Here is a 16,521-nt window from a genome sequence, read left to right as displayed (position 1 = left end):
GCCATGCTAGCCCCTGGGCGTGTTGGCCGGTCGGCGATGATCGGGGCATGACGCATGACGATGATCTGACGGAACGGTTGCTGGCGGCGGGGCGTGCGGCGGACCGGATGCTCTCGCCCGGCGCGCGGGAGGCGACGGTCGGGGAGCTGCTGGCGGGGCTGGCCGCGCCGGATCCCGACGAGCCGGCCGACCTGTACGGGGACGGGGTGGTGACCCGGCTCGAACAGCGGGTGGCGGAGCTCCTGGGGACCGAGGACGCGGCGTACTTCCCGTCGGGGACGATGGCCCAGCAGATCGCGCTGCGCTGCTGGGCGGGGCGGACCGGCAACCCGGTGGTCGCCCTGCACCCCGCGAGCCATCCGGAACTGTGGGAGGGCGGCGCGCTGTCGCTGGTCTCGGGCCTGCGCACGGTGCACCCGACGAAGGATCCGCGCCAGCCCACGGCGGAGGAGGTCGCGGACCTGGCGGAGCCCTTCGGCACGCTGATGCTGGAGCTCCCGCTGCGCGAGTCGGGCTTCCTCCTCCCCACCTGGGAGGAGCTGGAGGCGCTCGTCGGCGCCGCCCGCGAACGCGACGCGGTGGTCCACTTCGACGGGGCCCGGCTGTGGGAGTCGACCGTGCACTTCGGGCGGCCGCTCCGGGAGATCGCCGGGCTCGCGGACTCGGTGTACGTCTCGTTCTACAAGTCGCTCGGCGGCCTCAGCGGCGCGGCCCTGGCGGGCTCCTCCTCCCTGATCGCGGAGGCGCGGGTCTGGCGCCACCGGTACGGGGGCCAGATCTTCCGCCAGTTCCCGCAGGCCCTGTCGGCGCTGGCCGGCCTGGACGGGGAGCTCCCGCGCCTGCCCTCGTACGTGGCCCAGGGCCGCGTGGTGGCTTCGGCGCTGGCCGAGGCGCTGGCCGACGGCCCGGTCCCGTGGTTCCGGATCAACCCGGAGACCCCGCACACGCACCAGTTCCAGGTCTGGCTGCCGTACGGGGCCGACCGCCTGACGGAGGCGGGGGTGCGCCTGGCGGAGGAGACGGGCACGGTCCTCTTCCGCCGCTGGTCGGCGTCGCCCGTCCCGGGCGTCTCGGTGACGGAGGTGACGGTCACCGCTCCGGGACTCACCTGGACCCGCGAGGACGTCCACCGGGCGGTGGAGGCCTTCACCGCCCGCATCCACCCGTGACATTGCGAACAGCGACGCACCGATTTCCGCCGAAGTCATCGGTCCGGCGCCGCCTCCCGGTTACCTTCCCTCCACGGGAAAGCAACGGAGCCGTCCCCCGGAGGAGACACCATGACCGCTCACCCCGCCTGGCAGAAGTCCACGTACTGCGGCGAAGGAGACAACTGCGTCTACGTCTCCGCGGCCCCGGGCCACCTCGTCCGCGTGGCCGACCGGGCCGACCCGGCGCACCTGGTTCTGGCCACGACCCAGTCCGCCTGGGCCGACTTCCTTGACGCCGTCAAGGCGGACGGGTAGCCGTCGGCGCGCCCGGAATCATGCCGCTCAGGGGATTTTGTCCGATTAGCGCGTATCTTCGGCCCATGCCCACGCCCTACGGATCCCGCGGCGGCATGGCGTTCAGCGCCGCCGAGCTGCACGTGCTCAGGCGAACGCTCGCCCACGCCCTCCAGTCCTCCCCGGCCCCCGCCCCCCTGACGGCCCCCGAGGTCCAGGACTGTCTGCGCCTCGCGCAGTCGGTGGACGAAGCGGTCCAGGAGGCGGGACGGCTCAGAGAGTTCCTCCTCGCCGACCTGGCCCGCTACCGCGACGCCCTGCCCGGCAGCCTCTCCGGCTACCTGGAGCTGCTCCAGGACGCCCTGGCCGCGGGGTACGAGCCCGCGCCCGACGACCTGGCCGCCCTGCGCGCCCTGCGGGCGAACCCGGTCGCGGCGGCGCTGCTGGAGCGCTGCCAGGGGATCGCGGAGCGCTCCGTACGCCGGAGGCTCTCCACGACCCCGCAGCCCCGGACCCGCCTGCTGGCGCTGTCCGGGGGCAGGGACGTCAGGGAGTCGCGGGAGGTCAGGGAGGCCAGGGGGGCGAAGGACGGCAAGGAGGAGCCCGCCCAGCCCGCCCGGCCCGCGCCGGCCCCCAAGGAGCCGCCGCACCCCGAACGCCCGTCCGAGCGGCCCATCCCGACCCCCGGCGAGGTGTTCCCGCCGCGCCGCAAGCCCACGCCGCCCCCGGCGGCCGGGCTCGCGGCCGGGTAGCTACGCTGGGGGCATGGACTACGTTTCCGCGCTCGTGCCCCCCGTAGTGATGGCCGGCTTCTTCATCGCGCTCGTCGTGACGATCGTGAAGAGCCAGGGCGGCGCCAACAAGGCCAAGGAAGACGCGGCCGTCGACGCCGTGATCGCCCGCGCCGAGGCCGCCAAGCAGGCCCAGCCCGGCAAGTAGTCCGCCCGGCCTTCCCCTTCCCGCTCCGGGGCTTCTCCCGCGCGCCCATCCCGCGTACGCGGCGTTCCCGCGTACGCCGCCTTGCAGCGTAGGCGGCGTTCCCACATGCGCGGCCTTCCCGCGTAACGCAGCGCCCCGGCTTATTCACGGCGCGTTGCCCTCCGAATAGCCGGGCAATTCCGCACATTCCGCACTATCGTGCTGTTGTGCCTCGCCCCTTGGGAGAACTCGAAGACGCGGTCATGACGCGGGTGTGGCAGTGGAACCGCCCGGTCACTGTTCGTGAAGTACTGGAAGACCTCCAGCAGGAACGGTCCATCGCGTACACCACGGTCATGACGGTTATGGACAATCTCCATCAGAAGGGCTGGGTCCGCCGGGAAGCCGAAGGCCGCGCCTATCGATATACGGCGGTCTCCACCCGCGCCGCCTACTCGGCCGCACTGATGAACGAAGCCTGGTCGACGAGCGACAACCCCGCGGCCGCCCTCGTGGCCTTCTTCGGCATGATGTCGGCCGAACAGCGCGACGCCCTGCGGGACGCCTTCCGCATCGTGGGGTACGACGACGGATCGGCCGCGGAACCGGCGGCAGAACAGGCCGAACCAGCAGCGGAACCGGCAGCCGAACCGGCAGCCGAACCGGCCGGGCCGCCCGACGGGACCGCCGCACGGCCCCCCGCCGCGACGCCCTCCGAACCCCCTCCCGCCGAAGGGGACTCCGCCGGGCGCGGGGCCGAGCCCGGGCGATAGCGTCCGGGCATGGGTGAGTTTTCCGCTGAACACGCAAAAACAGTGACGATCCGCCGTGCCCGCACCGGTGATGTTCCCGCGCTGCGCCGTCTCCTCGACCAGTACGTGCAGCAGCGGATCCTCCTCGACAAAGCCCCGGTCGTCCTTTACGAGGACATCCAGGAGTTCTGGGTCGCGGAACGCGACTCCGACGGCCGGGTGGTCGGCTGCGGCGCTCTCCACGTCATGTGGGAAGACCTGGCCGAAGTGCGCACACTCGCGGTCGACCGCGAGTTGAAGGGCGCTGGAGTCGGCCATCAGCTGCTGCGCCAGTTGTTGGACACCGCGCGGACCCTCGGTGTCGCCAAGGTTTTCTGCCTGACCTTCGAAGTGGACTTCTTCGCGAAGCACGGGTTCGTCGAGATCGGCGAGACCCCGGTCGAGACGGATGTCTACATGGAGCTCCTGCGTTCCTATGACGAGGGCGTCGCCGAGTTCCTCGGTCTCGAACGAGTGAAGCCGAACACCTTGGGCAACAGTCGGATGCTTCTGCACCTCTGAACGATCACGGCGGCTTTTCCGTGCTCCGCGCACCTGTGGCCTATGTCCGAATCGCGCACGTTTCCCGCCGCGTTGCGGTCTCGAACCTCTCCCGGGGGGTTTGTGTTTTCCAGGGAAAAGCGGTTTCCTTTCCGCGTACTGCTTTTCGATGAAAGGAAATCCCGGTGGCACAGAAGGTTCAGGTCCTTCTTGTCGACGACCTCGACGGTGGCGAGGCGGACGAGACCGTGACGTTCGCTCTGGATGGCAAGACCTACGAGATCGACCTCACCACCGCCAACGCGGAGAAGCTGCGTTCCGCGCTCGCCGACTACGTCAAGGGCGCCCGCCGCACCGGTGGCCGCGCCTCGGGCGGTCGCGCCAAGACCCGTACGGCCGCGACGTCCGGCAACCCGGACACCGCCGAGATCCGCGCGTGGGCCAAGGCCCAGGGGATGAGCGTCAACGACCGCGGGCGCGTCCCGCAGGAGATCCGCGAGGCCTACGAGAACGCCAAGGGCTGACCCTCGGCCTCTCGTTCCCCCGGGGCCTGCGGTCCTGCGGGGGAAGGGGCTCTCAGGGGCGTACGCCGCCACAGGCGCGCCCGGTGGCATTCCGTCGCCGCCGCCGCGACCAGGCGTACGAGATCGGGCCCGGCACCACCGTGCCGGGGACCGGCGCCCTGTCCCGGACCGGGCAGGGACGGCAGCAGTGCCTCACACCCCTGCTCGGGGGGTCGCAGCCACAGGGCGGCCCCCCGGGGACTTCCCTGGGGGTGTCCCGGCGGGACCGGGGCCGCGATCCGGCCACCGGCGCCCAGCGCGGTGAGGTCCAGGGCGACTCCGCCCCACTCCAGCCAGTCGAGCAGCCCCTCCAGCTCGTCCGCGCTCCCCGCGGCCACCAGGAACCGCATCCTGCGCCCCGCGAGCGCCACCGGCCCCGTGGCGACGGGCCCGCGCAGCACCCGCTCCCCGGCCTCGGCCGGCAGCTCCAGCACGTCGAACCGCACCCCGGTGACCAACCGGGCGGGCGGTCCGGCCGCGACGGGCCAGCCGAGCACCTCCTCGTACCAGGGCGCGTACGCGTCCCGGAGCGAATCGGCGGGTGGATCCGCCGGTGGATCCTCGGGCGCGGCGCGGGGCGGTGGAACGGTGACGGCCATGACCGGAGCAACTGCGGAGCGCCACCGGAGTTACGCAGCGCGCCGGTCTCAATGCGGAACGTAAACATCCGTTGAGGTGGAGTCCCACATTCGGGACGCAATCGTGTTCGCCCGTAGCGGAGGGAACCGGTGCCACCGGCATGGAGTGTCAGTCCTTACGGGTAAGACATTCCTAGTGGATCGGGGCGACACGCTGATTTGGGCGGCTTCCGTTCGCCATCGGCGTACACGTGTGACGGGTATCTGCCTGGCCTGCGGGAACATCGTCTCGCACCATCGGGTTGGAGCAGTTGTCGGCTGTTGAAGCCGGTTTTCCCCACTGACGTGGGGGTGATCGCGGACGGATGTCGGCAGTTGGAATGAGCTGTCCCGCCCCGCGGGACTAGCATGCGGAAGGACAGGGCGGGGACCGACCCCGAACTGCCCGACCGCTCTGAGGAGCGATAAACGATGTTCGAGAGGTTCACCGACCGCGCGCGGCGGGTTGTCGTCCTGGCTCAGGAAGAAGCCCGGATGCTCAACCACAACTACATCGGCACCGAGCACATCCTCCTGGGTCTGATCCACGAGGGTGAGGGTGTCGCCGCTAAGGCCCTGGAGAGCCTCGGGATTTCGCTCGAGGCTGTTCGCCAGCAGGTTGAGGAGATCATCGGTCAGGGGCAGCAGGCCCCGTCCGGCCACATCCCCTTCACCCCGCGGGCGAAGAAGGTCCTGGAGCTTTCGCTCCGAGAGGCCCTCCAGCTCGGCCACAACTACATCGGCACCGAGCACATCCTGCTCGGCCTCATTCGCGAGGGCGAGGGCGTCGCCGCCCAGGTCCTGGTGAAGCTGGGCGCCGATCTCAACCGAGTCCGGCAGCAGGTCATCCAGCTGCTCTCCGGCTACTCCGGCGGAGGCAAGGAGTCGGCCACGGCCGGCGGGCCGGCCGAGGGCACCCCCTCGACCTCCCTCGTCCTGGACCAGTTCGGCCGCAATCTCACGCAGGCCGCCCGCGAATCCAAGCTCGACCCGGTCATCGGGCGCGAGAAGGAGATCGAGCGGGTCATGCAGGTCCTGTCCCGCCGTACCAAGAACAACCCGGTCCTCATCGGCGAGCCCGGCGTCGGCAAGACCGCCGTCGTCGAGGGCCTGGCCCAGGCGATCGTCAAGGGCGAGGTGCCCGAGACCCTCAAGGACAAGCACCTCTACACCCTGGACCTCGGCGCCCTGGTCGCGGGCTCCCGCTACCGCGGTGACTTCGAGGAGCGCCTGAAGAAGGTGCTCAAGGAGATCCGCACCCGCGGCGACATCATCCTGTTCATCGACGAGCTCCACACCCTCGTGGGTGCGGGTGCCGCCGAGGGCGCGATCGACGCCGCCAGCATCCTCAAGCCCATGCTGGCCCGTGGTGAGCTCCAGACCATCGGTGCCACGACGCTGGACGAGTACCGCAAGCACCTCGAGAAGGACGCGGCCCTCGAGCGCCGCTTCCAGCCGATCCAGGTGGCGGAGCCTTCCCTCCCCCACACGATCGAGATCCTCAAGGGCCTGCGCGACCGCTACGAGGCCCACCACCGCGTCTCCATCACGGACGAGGCCCTGGTCCAGGCGGCGACGCTGGCCGACCGGTACATCTCGGACCGCTTCCTGCCGGACAAGGCGATCGACCTGATCGACGAGGCCGGTTCCCGGATGCGCATCCGCCGGATGACCGCGCCGCCGGACCTCCGCGAGTTCGACGAGAAGATCGCGGGCGTGCGCCGCGACAAGGAGTCGGCCATCGACTCCCAGGACTTCGAGAAGGCGGCTTCTCTCCGCGACAAGGAGAAGCAGCTGCTTGCGGCGAAGGCCAAGCGCGAGAAGGAATGGAAGGCCGGCGACATGGACGTCGTCGCCGAGGTCGACGGCGAGCTCATCGCCGAGGTCCTCGCGACCGCGACCGGCATTCCCGTCTTCAAGCTCACCGAGGAGGAGTCCTCGCGACTGCTCCGCATGGAAGACGAGCTCCACAAGCGGGTCATCGGCCAGAAGGACGCCATCAAGGCGCTCTCCCAGGCGATCCGCCGTACCCGTGCGGGTCTGAAGGACCCGAAGCGCCCGGGTGGCTCGTTCATCTTCGCCGGCCCGTCCGGTGTCGGTAAGACCGAGCTCTCCAAGACGCTCGCCGAATTCCTCTTCGGCGACGAGGACGCGCTGATCTCCCTCGACATGTCGGAGTTCAGCGAGAAGCACACGGTTTCGCGCCTCTTCGGTTCGCCCCCCGGCTACGTGGGCTACGAAGAGGGCGGTCAGCTCACCGAGAAGGTGCGCCGCAAGCCGTTCTCCGTCGTCCTCTTCGACGAGGTCGAGAAGGCCCACCCGGATATCTTCAATTCCCTTCTCCAGATCCTGGAGGACGGTCGTCTGACCGACTCCCAGGGCCGGGTCGTGGACTTCAAGAACACGGTCATCATCATGACGACCAACCTGGGTACGCGGGACATCTCGAAGGGCTTCAACCTCGGCTTCGCCGCCGTGGGCGACGTCAAGACCGGTTACGACCGGATGAAGGCGAAGGTCAACGAAGAGCTCAAGCAGCACTTCCGGCCCGAGTTCCTGAACCGCGTCGACGACACGGTCGTCTTCCACCAGCTCTCGCAGGAAGACATCATCCAGATCGTCGACCTGATGATCGCCAAGGTGGACGAGCGCCTGAAGGACCGCGACATGGGCATCGAGCTGAGCGGCGACGCGAAGCTCCTGCTCGCCAAGCGGGGCTACGACCCGATCCTGGGTGCCCGCCCGCTGCGTCGCACCATCCAGCGCGAGATCGAGGACATCCTGTCGGAGAAGATCCTCTTCGGCGAGCTGCGCCCCGGTCACATCGTGGTCGTCGGCAAGGAGGGCGACGGCGAAGACGCCAAGTTCACCTTCCGCGGCGAGGAGAAGTCGGCCCTGCCGGACCTCCCCCCGATCGAGGCCACGGGCTCCGGCCCGGACCTGTCGAAGGGCGCGTAACGCGCGAGCGGTAGCCGTACCAAGGGGCGGCCCCGGAACCGAAAGGTTCCGGGGCCGCCCCTTTTTCGGGTTCCGGGGTTTTGGGCTCCGCGCTCCGAGGGACCGGCAGAGGTCCCGCGTCGGTGACAAGCCGCACAGGGCAAAACGGACCTACTAGGACGTCTCGTAGGCACGATGTCCGTTTTGCCCCTGTCGGGGCAGGCCCTCGGGCCAGTGGGGGCGCGGTCAACCGGTTGCGTCACACCTCCCGGCCCTACGAGTCGCGGTAGTAATCGGGAGGTTTGGGGATACGGCGGGACGCGGGTTACCAAGGGTGGGCAAGCCCGGCATCCGCTCTCCAGCGTGCCGGGTGGCTTCTTGCCCGAACCGCCCTTGTCCCCGGCCCGGAGGTCTCCTTATGTCCGCGAAGCGCAGCAGCATCCGTCGTACCCGTATCGCCATCGGCGCCACCGCTCTCGGTGCGGCCCTGGCACTCGGGGCCGGGACGACCGCCGCCTTCGCCGACACGGCTCCGGAGACCACCCTGACCGGCACCGCCGGACTGGTCGCGGCCCAGGCCAAGGCCCAGGCCGCCCAGGCCGCCGCGGCCAAGACCGCCGCGGCCAAGACCGCCGCCGCCAAGGCTGCCGCCGCCAAGGCTGCCGCCGCCAAGACCGCCGCCGCCAAGGCCGTCGTCGCCTGGCAGAAGCCGGTGTCGAGCTACACGCTCTCCGCCACCTTCGGCAAGGGCGGCACCATGTGGTCCCACAAGCACTCGGGCCAGGACTTCGCCTGCCCCATCGGCACCCCGGTCAAGGCCGCGTCCGCGGGCACCATCGTCAAGGCCGGCCCGGGCGGCGGCGGCGACGGTCCGGCGTACGGCAACGCCATCGTGATCAAGCACGCGAACAACACGTACTCGCAGTACGCGCACCTCTCGAAGATCAAGGTCCGGATCGGCCAGAAGGTCAGCAAGGGCTCGCAGATCGCGCTGTCCGGCAACACCGGAAACTCCAGCGGCCCGCACCTGCACTTCGAGATCCGGACCACCCCGAACTACGGCTCGGCCGTGAACCCGGTCGCGTTCCTGCGCAACGCCGGCGTCACCGTCTGACCCTGACCCTGGTCCGCGAACCGGCTCAGTACAGGAGCCAGGAGCCCGTCGGCTTCGTCTTCGCGTCGACCCGGCCCGGCTTGAGGGTGTCGATCTGGGCGGGCGACAGCACCGAGGCGTAGGTCTGCACGGTCTCCATGGCCCCGTTCCACGGAGCGGTCCACTTGTCCTCGTGGCGGGAGCGGGCCAGCTCCAGCGGCCCCTGCGCCTGGAAGATTCCGGGAACGGGGGCCTCTCCCGCCTTCTTCCCGTTGACGTAGAGGGCGATCTGCTTGCGCTCGGCGTCGTAGGTCCCGGTCAGGGTGGAGAAGGTCTTCTCCATCTTCGGGCTCTCGCCGGTGACGGTCACCGCGGTCGCCTCCGCCCCCTGGTCGCCCGTCTGGACGCGGAAGACCCAGGCCGGCTTGCCGTTCACCTGGTCCAGGCCCAGCTCGAACGCGTAGGACTTCTCGTTGCCCTGGCTGACGGCGATCTGGCGCCCCTTCGGGGCCCGGTTCCAGACGTGGGCCGAGACGGTGAAGCTCTTCGCCGTGTCCACCACGCGCTTCTCGGACTCGGCGTACGAGTTCTCGTTGCCCTTCGTACGGATCTCGAAGCGCTTGTCGATCGGGAAGACCCCGGCGTCGGGGCCCATCTTCAGCGGGGCCTTGCCGCTGCGGTCCCGGATCTGCGTCGGGTCGTCCTTGACGGTCGGGGTGTTGTCGACCGGCGCCTTGCTCTTCGACCCGCTGGGGGAGGGCGAGGCCGACTCGGTCGGGGACGGGGACTGCTTGTCGTCCACCGCCTCGTTCCCGCCCTTGTCGCCGCCCAGCAGCAGGAACGCTCCTCCACCGGCGAGCAGCGCCAGTACGGTCACCGCGGCGCCGATCATCCACAGCCGCTTCTTGCGCTTCTCGGCCGCCGAGCGGTCCGCCATGGCCTCCCAGTCGGGCTGGTCCGACTGCGGGGCGAACGGGCCGGGGGCCCCGGGGAACCCGGGCCCGCCCGGGGCGCCGGGCGGCACCGGCGCGCCCATGTCGGGGAGTCCCTGGGCCCACTGCTGCGGGGCCGGGCCGAAACCGCCACCGCCGCCCTGTGCCGGCGGGCCGGGCGGGTAGCCGTAGCCGGCCGAGGGGGCCGGCGGGACCGGCGGGAACCCGTAGCCCCCGTCCCCGGGGGCGGGCTGGGGCTGCGGGTTGCTGGGGGGATTCGTACCGTCGGTCATGCAGGGGATGCTAAAACACCGGACCGCACGTCCGTACGACCCGGTCCCGGTCCGGTCCCGGTCCGATGCCGGCCCGGGTGCCGGTCGGATGCCGCTCCGGGAGCCGGTCTCCGTGCGCGGGCGCCGTCGGCCCGGCCCCGGCGCTCCCCGGCCATCCCGGCCCGGACCGCCCCAACACCCCTACTTCGACAGCTTGATGACCGGGAAGCTCCCCGTCGCCGTCGGCGCGTGCTCCGGCAGCCACAGCACCGCCACCGCGCCCGCCGCCGCTCCCTCGCGGTCCGCACCGCCCGGGGCGGCCACGTTGCGGAACGTCAGCCGGGCGCCCAGCACCCGCGCCTGCCCCTCCGCGATGGTCAGCCCCAGCCCGTGCCCGACGCCCGCCCGGTCCGTCGACCCGGTCCGGAACCGGCTCGGCCCCTCGCGCAGCAGCGCCTCGGGGAAGCCCGGCCCGTAGTCCCGGACCCGTACGACCCGGCCCTCGATGTCGACCTGGACCGGGGGCTGCCCGTACCGCGCGGCATTGGCCAGCAGGTTGCCCAGGATCCGCTCCAGCCGCCGCGGGTCGGTGCTGACGATCTCGTCCGCGACCACCCGGACCGTCGCCTCCGGCATCAGCGCGGTCACCCGCCGGCTCACGAACTCGCCCAGCGCCACGTCCTGGAGCTCCGCCCGCTCGGACGCACTGTCCAGCCGGGCCACCTCCAGTACGTCCTCGACCAGCGCCCGCATCGCCTGCGCCCGGTCCCGCACCAGCTCGGTCGGCCGCCCCGGAGGCAGCAGTTCCGCCGCCGTGAGCAGGCCCGTCACCGGGGTCCGCAGCTCGTGCGCGATGTCCGCGGTCACCCGCCGCTCGGCCTCCAGTCGCTGCTGGAGCGCGTCGGCCATGGCGTCCACGGCCCGGGCGAGGTCGTCGGTCTCGTCCCGTACGACGCCCCCGACCGCGTCCCGCACCCGTACGTCGGGATCTCCGTGCGCCACCCGCTGCGCGGCGGCCGCGGCCTTGCGCAGCCGGCGCGAGATCTGCCCGCCGATGAGCACGCCGAGCGCCGCTCCCGCGACCACGACGGAGATCGACCCGACGACCAGGGCCCGGTCCAGGTCGCGCACCATGTTGGCGCTCTCCTTGAACTCGTTGTGCAGCGACAGCACCTGCCCGTTCCCGAGCGGGACCGCGGCCCACACCTCCGGCACGCCCTTCTTCGACTCCTGGATGTACGTGCCGCGCCGCCCCGACCGAGCCTTCTCGCGCAGCGCGCCGGGCAGTTCGGGGTCGTTGACCTTCGCGCCGAGGGCGGGCTTGCGCCCGGCTTCGACGAAGCGGGCGATGACGTTCACGTTGGCCAGCTGGGCCTCGCGCGCGCTCTCCAGCATCGACACGCGGGCAGCACTGTGCACGACCAGGCTCAGTGCCACGGCGACGAGCGCGCCGACGGCGGCGATGGCGAGCGTGATCTTCCAGCGGATCCCCGTACGGAGGGTGAAGCGCCTCATGCCTTCAGCTTGTATCCGAATCCTCGGACCGTTTCGATGCGGTCCTGCCCGATCTTGGTGCGCAGCCGCTGGACGTGGACGTCCACGACGCGGGTGTCGCCGCCCCAGTCGTAGTCCCAGACCCGCTCCAGCAGGCGGTCGCGCGAGAGAACGGTGCCGGGCGCGGAGGAGAATTCCAGCAGCAGCCGCATCTCGGTCGGCGTCAGTGCCACCGGGGCCCCGGCCTTGCGGACCTCCATGCCCTCGGTGTCGACCTCCAGGTCGCCGAAGAGCAGGACCCCGCGCTCCTCGGAGCCGTCCTCGCCGTTCGTGCCCGGCCGGCCGTTCTGCGGGCCTCCGGCGTGGCCGAAGCGGCGCAGCACCGCGCGGATGCGGGCGACGAGGACCGAGCCGTCGAAGGGCTTGGTGACGTAGTCGTCGGCGCCGGCCTCCAGGCCCAGGACGACGTCGATGGAGTCGGCGCGCGCCGACAGCATGATCACCGGGACGGTGGACTCGTCGCGGATGCGGCGGCACAGGCTCACGCCGTCCATGCCGGGGACCATCACGTCGAGGAGGGCGATGTCCGGGCGGTTGGCCCGGAAGGACTCCAGACCGGACAGGCCGTCGGGCATGGCCGTGACCACGAACCCGTCGCGTTCCAGCGCCAGGGTCGTGGCCTCACGGATGACGTCGTCGTCCTCCACGAACAGGACATGGGTCTCGGCCATGCGGAAGCCTCGCCTCGGTTCTTCGGTACGTCAGCTCTTGCGTCGGTGCTTGTGTCGGTGTGTGCGTCGGTTCTTGCTTCGGTTCGTGCGTCAGTTCTTCTGGGTGACGGCGGGGGCGGGCTGGGCCCCGCCGTCGACGTTGCTGTAGTCGGTGTGCACCCGGTCCTGCTCGCCGAACTTGTCCCCGTCCCAGCGGTACGTGATCACGTCCTCGCCGGACGGGTACGCGAGCGGGTCGCTCTTGCCGTACACCGGCCTGGTGACCACCAGGTCGCCCCGGTCGATCTCCGCGTAGACGGGCGACTGCTCGTCCGAGAACACATTCTCGTACGTCCCGCCCTCCGACCTGTACACGTACGATCCCCGCCCCAGCGCGTCGGCGCAGGACAGCACGTTGACCACGATGTCGACGGCCGAGTTCCCGGTGACTTTCCCGTAGCTCACGTCGATCGGGTATTCCTTGCCCGTGCAGGGCTTGAGGTCCCGCTTGACCTCGGCGCTGACCTTGGGGTCCGCCTGGAGCAGCGCGACGGGGTCGACCTTCTTGGCGGGCTTGCCCGAGGCGCCGGTCGTGGCCGGGACGTGGTCGGGCGGCGTGGCCGCCGGGGAGCTCTTGGACACGGGGTCGGTGTGGGCGGGCCCACCGTCGCGCAGGCCGGTCCCGCCCGCGCTGCATCCGGCCGCGAACAGCACAGTGCCGGCGAGGACGACCGTCCCCGCCGACATCAGAGCCAGCGAACTTCTGCCCCTCAGGCATTGGCCGTTCAGGCCGCGCACCGCTCACGCCCCTCGTACCGGATGGTGTGGTCACCGCGGTGGTCACCGCGCTCCAGCGCGCGCATGTCCAGGTCCCGGCTCTCCAGTTCCTGCCGGAGACGGGCCAGTGCGCGGTGCAGGGTGCTCTTCACAGTACCCGCAGACATCCCGAGCGCGGCGGCGGTCTCCTCGGTGCTCATCTGCTCCCAGTGTCGCAGTACGACGACGCTGCGCTGCTTGGGCGCGAGCACCTTGAGGATGTCCATCAGCAGGGCGCGGTCGGCGCGCTGGTCGGAGCCGTCCTCGACGGAGGCGTCCGGAAGCTGCTCGGTGGGGACCTCGTCGAGCTTGCGGGCGCGCCACCACTCGGTACGGGTGTTGATCATGACGCGGCGCAGGTAGGCGTCGGCCAGGGACTTGTCGGCGATGCCGTCCCAGCGGCCGTACGTGCGCACCAGGGCGGTCTGCAGGAGGTCCTGCGCGTCCGTGGGGTCCGGAACCAGGCGCCGGGCACTGCGCAGGAGCGCGTCCTGCCGAGTGCGTACGTACTCTTCGAATCCGAGTACCTCGCCGTGCGCCATCTCAGACCGCCTCCGTCCCGTGCAACCGCTCGTCCGTTGCCTTCCGCCTTACGGATTTGAAGGTACGGAGGGGTTGTCACGGGCCTGTGCGGGCCAGCCTTCGGTGGGCGCACGGACACCCATAGGTTGTGTAACAGTGCCGTGAGCTGGGGTTTCGCCGAGATAAACGGAACCTCTGGCTCAGCTTGTGGCGGGGCTCGCAGGGGTGCTCGCTCCGGGGCTCGTGGGGGTTGCCGTCGGGGCGCTCGCGGGGGTGGCCGCGGGGGCACTTGAGGGCGCGTTCGCGGGGGTGCCCTGCGGCAGCCGGTACATCCCCGCCGCGAGCGGCTCGACCAGCCCGTCGGAGACCAGCCCGTCCAGCGCCCGGGCCCGCTGCACGGGCTCGTCCCAGACGGTGTCGAGGACGGCCTGCGGAACCGGCCCGACCGCGTCCCGCAGCACCGCGAGGAGCTTGCCGCGCACCTGCCGGTCGGTCCCCGCGTACGTCTGCCCGCGCCGCGGCGGCCCGTCGTGGGCCGGCTTCCCGGCCAGCCGCCACGCGCACAACGCGGCCACCGGGCAGCGGGCGCAGTCCGGGGACTTGGCGGTGCACACCAGGGCGCCGAGTTCCATCGACGCCGCCGCCCAGCGGGCCGCGGTGTCCTCGTCCTCGGGCAGCAGGGCCCGGGCCAGGCGCCGCTCGGCCGCGGTGGTGGCGTTCGGCGGGTACTCGACTCCGGTCGTGGTGCGGGCGAAGACCCGGCGCACGTTGGTGTCGAGCACGGCGTGCCGCTGCCCGTACGCGAAGGAGGCCACGGCCGCCGCCGTGTACTCGCCGATCCCGGGCAGCGCGAGCAGCTGCGCGTGCTCCCGCGGTACGTCGCCCCCGTGCCGCTCCGTTATCGCGACGGCCGCGCCGTGCAGGCGCAGGGCGCGCCGCGGGTAGCCGAGCCGCCCCCAGGCCCGTACGGCCTCGCCGGGGGCCTCGGCGGCCAGGTCGGCCGGGCGGGGCCAGCGGGCGAGCCACTGCTCGTATACGGGCAGGACCCGGCTGACGGGGGTCTGCTGGAGCATGAACTCGCTGACCATGACCCCCCAGGGGCCGGCCTCGGGGCGGCGCCAGGGCAGGTCGCGGGCGTGCTCCTCGAACCACGCGATGACCGGGGAGTGCAGCGCGTGGGACGCGTCGGAGGACGTCTTGGGGGAAGGGCTGGTGGATGCAGTCATGGCAAACGGCATCCTGGCACGTTTCAGGGCCGGCGCGCGGGGCCCGGGCCGGTGAACCAGACAGCGGCGCGGCCGCCGCTCGCCCGCATGGCGGTGGTGATCGTACTGATCGGACCGGTCAGGGCGGTGACGGCGAGCGCCGCCAGCGCCCCGCCGAGCAGCAGGCCGGCCAGGACGTCGTGGGGGTAGTGGACGCCGACGAAGACGCGGGAGAAGGCCATCAGCACCGCGAGCGGGACGGCCACCGCCGCGAGGCGGCGTACGGCGAGGGCCAGCGCGACGGCGGCGGCGCCGGCGATGGCGGAGTGGTTGCTGGGGAACGACCAGTCGCCGGGGGCCGGGCAGGCGAGGAGCGGGGCGGCCGCCCCGGCGACCGCCCGGCAGGGCCGTTCCTCGTCCACGGCGGACTTCACGAGCTCGGAGGCGACGTACGCGAGCGCGGTGGCGAGCGGCGCGGCGACGGCGAGGGCGAGGGCTCGCGGGCCCGCCTGGGCGCGCGCACGCCACCACACGGCTATGAAGAGGAGGCCGAAGAGCAGCAGCCCGTACTCCGTCCAGACCTCGAACGCCGACTGCACCCAGCCGGGTGCGGAGCGGGCGGAGCCGGTGATGTCGCGGTAGAGGCCGGAGGAGTCCATGCTCACCGACCGTACCCAAAGCCGATCAAGTCCGGCATGGGACGCTTGGCCGATTCTCGACGGTCAGGGGTCGGTCCGCAGGATGATCATCGGCAAAACAAGCCGGTTGCGCGGCATGTGGGGCGCGGATCGGGCCGCGGACTCTCGTAAAGTTCCGTCCGTGGGATCTATGCGCAATCCGGTCGGGCCGCTCCCCTCCTCCATCTACTGGCGACGGAGGGCTGTGCTGGCGTCCGTCGTCGCCCTGCTCGCGCTCCTCGCCGTATGGACCGTCAGTTCCGGTGGGGGCACGTCGAGTACGAACGGCAAGGGCGGCGACAAGGCGCCCAAGCCCGTCACGTCGATCACCCCGGGACCGGCGGGGACCGGGCCGGCGATCAGTCAGGCGCCGGGCGGGCGTGCGGAGTCGGGCGGCGGCGCGGGCAAGAACGGTGAACCGGGCGGCACTCCGGGCACGGGTTCCGCTTCGGGCGGCGGCACCGGTTCCGCCGGCAGCGGCGGTACGGGCGGCGCCGCGCCCCAGGTCCCGGCGGACTCACCCCTGCCCACCTGCGCCGCGAGCGGGCTGCAGTGGGAGGTCAAGAGCGTGAAGAACGAGTACGAGACGAGCGAGAAGCCCCGCCTCGAACTGGTCGCGCGCAACGTCTCCGGCACGACCTGCAAGGTCGACCTCGGCCCGAAGCAGGCGGTCCTGACCATCCTCCAGGCGAGCACGAGCAAGGCGGTCTGGTCCTCGGCGGACTGCCCGTCGGGCGCGGGCAACGCGTTCTTCCGGGTGCCGGCCCAGGGCGAGACGAAGCAGTCGCTGGAGTGGGACAGGAAGTTCAGCGCACCCGACCAGTGCCAGACGCCTCCGGCGGGCGCCGCGGCCGCGGACACGTACGTGGTGGAGGTCAAGTCCCCGGGGATGCCGGTGGCCCGCACCTCGTTCGTCCTGAAGCAGGACTGACACCACTGAGGTGCGTCCGGGGGCTCAGCCCCGTCCGGGCGCTCAGTCCCGTCCGGGGTGCTCAGTCCCGTCCGGGGGCTCGGCCCCCGGACACCTG

18 protein-coding genes are annotated in these 16,521 nt (G+C 71.5%); 10 read left to right on the top strand and 8 right to left on the bottom strand.

From position 1 onward, the window contains the following. Window positions 1-47: 47 nt before the first annotated feature. From ADK52_RS20775 to ADK52_RS20750, 7 genes are all read left to right on the top strand, one after another. Complete coding sequence (locus tag ADK52_RS20775) at window positions 48-1,169, top strand: threonine aldolase family protein (protein ID WP_053691342.1); 1,122 nt, start codon at window positions 48-50, stop codon at window positions 1,167-1,169. A 111-nt stretch (window positions 1,170-1,280) separates the two neighbouring features. Beyond that, entirely contained in the window at window positions 1,281-1,466 is a 186-nt protein-coding gene (locus ADK52_RS20770) for a DUF397 domain-containing protein (RefSeq protein WP_030158488.1), read from the top strand. Between the two features lie 95 nt (window positions 1,467-1,561). Further along, window positions 1,562-2,197, top strand: a complete 636-nt coding sequence (locus ADK52_RS20765; RefSeq protein ID WP_053691341.1) for a hypothetical protein — start codon at window positions 1,562-1,564, stop codon at window positions 2,195-2,197. 13 nt (window positions 2,198-2,210) lie between these two features. Further along, window positions 2,211-2,384, top strand: a complete 174-nt coding sequence (locus ADK52_RS43040; protein WP_166682061.1) for a hypothetical protein — start codon at window positions 2,211-2,213, stop codon at window positions 2,382-2,384. 242 nt (window positions 2,385-2,626) lie between these two features. Continuing rightward, the gene (locus tag ADK52_RS20760) at window positions 2,627-3,136 is read left to right on the top strand and encodes a BlaI/MecI/CopY family transcriptional regulator (RefSeq protein ID WP_053691340.1); all 510 of its coding nucleotides are present in this window, start codon (window positions 2,627-2,629) and stop codon (window positions 3,134-3,136) included. A gap of 9 nt (window positions 3,137-3,145) precedes the next feature. Then, entirely contained in the window at window positions 3,146-3,676 is a 531-nt protein-coding gene (locus ADK52_RS20755; protein WP_053691339.1) for an amino-acid N-acetyltransferase, read from the top strand. A 164-nt stretch (window positions 3,677-3,840) separates the two neighbouring features. Beyond that, on the top strand, window positions 3,841-4,179 hold the full coding sequence (locus ADK52_RS20750) for a histone-like nucleoid-structuring protein Lsr2 (RefSeq protein WP_030867899.1): 339 nt from the start codon (window positions 3,841-3,843) through the stop codon (window positions 4,177-4,179). On the opposite strand, the gene ADK52_RS20745 is transcribed toward ADK52_RS20750, so the two are convergent. Then, on the bottom strand, window positions 4,158-4,817 hold the full coding sequence (locus ADK52_RS20745; protein ID WP_053691338.1) for an SCO3374 family protein: 660 nt from the start codon (window positions 4,815-4,817) through the stop codon (window positions 4,158-4,160). The genes ADK52_RS20750 and ADK52_RS20745 overlap by 22 nt on opposite strands. Window positions 4,818-5,267: 450 nt before the next feature. Between ADK52_RS20745 and ADK52_RS20740 the strand changes: the two genes are divergently transcribed. Both ADK52_RS20740 and ADK52_RS20735 read left to right on the top strand, forming a co-directional pair. After that, complete coding sequence (locus ADK52_RS20740; protein ID WP_030158472.1) at window positions 5,268-7,793, top strand: ATP-dependent Clp protease ATP-binding subunit; 2,526 nt, start codon at window positions 5,268-5,270, stop codon at window positions 7,791-7,793. A 397-nt stretch (window positions 7,794-8,190) separates the two neighbouring features. After that, the gene (locus ADK52_RS20735; RefSeq protein ID WP_053691337.1) at window positions 8,191-8,886 is read left to right on the top strand and encodes a M23 family metallopeptidase; all 696 of its coding nucleotides are present in this window, start codon (window positions 8,191-8,193) and stop codon (window positions 8,884-8,886) included. A gap of 25 nt (window positions 8,887-8,911) precedes the next feature. On the opposite strand, the gene ADK52_RS44550 is transcribed toward ADK52_RS20735, so the two are convergent. The 7 genes from ADK52_RS44550 to ADK52_RS20700 all read right to left on the bottom strand — a co-directional run bounded on the left by ADK52_RS44550 (window position 8,912) and on the right by ADK52_RS20700 (window position 15,475). Further along, the gene (locus tag ADK52_RS44550) at window positions 8,912-10,090 is read right to left on the bottom strand and encodes a LamG-like jellyroll fold domain-containing protein (protein WP_053691336.1); all 1,179 of its coding nucleotides are present in this window, start codon (window positions 10,088-10,090) and stop codon (window positions 8,912-8,914) included. A 180-nt stretch (window positions 10,091-10,270) separates the two neighbouring features. Further along, entirely contained in the window at window positions 10,271-11,584 is a 1,314-nt protein-coding gene (gene cseC / locus ADK52_RS20725; protein ID WP_053691335.1) for a two-component system sensor histidine kinase CseC, read from the bottom strand. Next, window positions 11,581-12,294 carry a two-component system response regulator CseB gene (gene cseB / locus ADK52_RS20720; RefSeq protein ID WP_030158468.1) on the bottom strand — a complete coding sequence of 238 codons (714 nt, stop codon included), beginning with the start codon at window positions 12,292-12,294 and terminating at the stop codon, window positions 11,581-11,583. Before cseB ends, cseC begins: the two co-directional genes overlap by 4 nt. 90 nt (window positions 12,295-12,384) lie before the next feature. Beyond that, window positions 12,385-13,020 (bottom strand): hypothetical protein, encoded by a 636-nt coding sequence (locus ADK52_RS20715; protein ID WP_053691334.1) that lies wholly within the window; start codon window positions 13,018-13,020, stop codon window positions 12,385-12,387. Between the two features lie 38 nt (window positions 13,021-13,058). After that, a complete protein-coding gene (locus tag ADK52_RS20710; protein ID WP_053691333.1) occupies window positions 13,059-13,631 on the bottom strand; it encodes a SigE family RNA polymerase sigma factor in 573 nt (190 codons plus the stop codon). A gap of 180 nt (window positions 13,632-13,811) precedes the next feature. Next, entirely contained in the window at window positions 13,812-14,837 is a 1,026-nt protein-coding gene (locus ADK52_RS20705) for an A/G-specific adenine glycosylase (RefSeq protein WP_324615936.1), read from the bottom strand. A gap of 23 nt (window positions 14,838-14,860) precedes the next feature. Then, a complete protein-coding gene (locus ADK52_RS20700; RefSeq protein ID WP_053691332.1) occupies window positions 14,861-15,475 on the bottom strand; it encodes a phosphatase PAP2 family protein in 615 nt (204 codons plus the stop codon). Between the two features lie 223 nt (window positions 15,476-15,698). Here ADK52_RS20700 and ADK52_RS20695 point away from each other — a divergent pair, with 223 nt between their 5' ends. Then, window positions 15,699-16,424: a hypothetical protein gene (locus ADK52_RS20695; RefSeq protein WP_324615935.1), complete on the top strand. Its 726-nt coding sequence runs from the start codon at window positions 15,699-15,701 to the stop codon at window positions 16,422-16,424. Window positions 16,425-16,521: the final 97 nt, after the last annotated feature.

Origin of the sequence: Streptomyces sp. WM6372, assembly GCF_001279655.1 — a bacterium.
In the GTDB taxonomy this organism is placed as follows: domain Bacteria; phylum Actinomycetota; class Actinomycetes; order Streptomycetales; family Streptomycetaceae; genus Streptomyces.
Note: the sequence above shows the minus strand (reverse complement) of the source record. Positions and strands in the feature narration are given on the sequence as shown.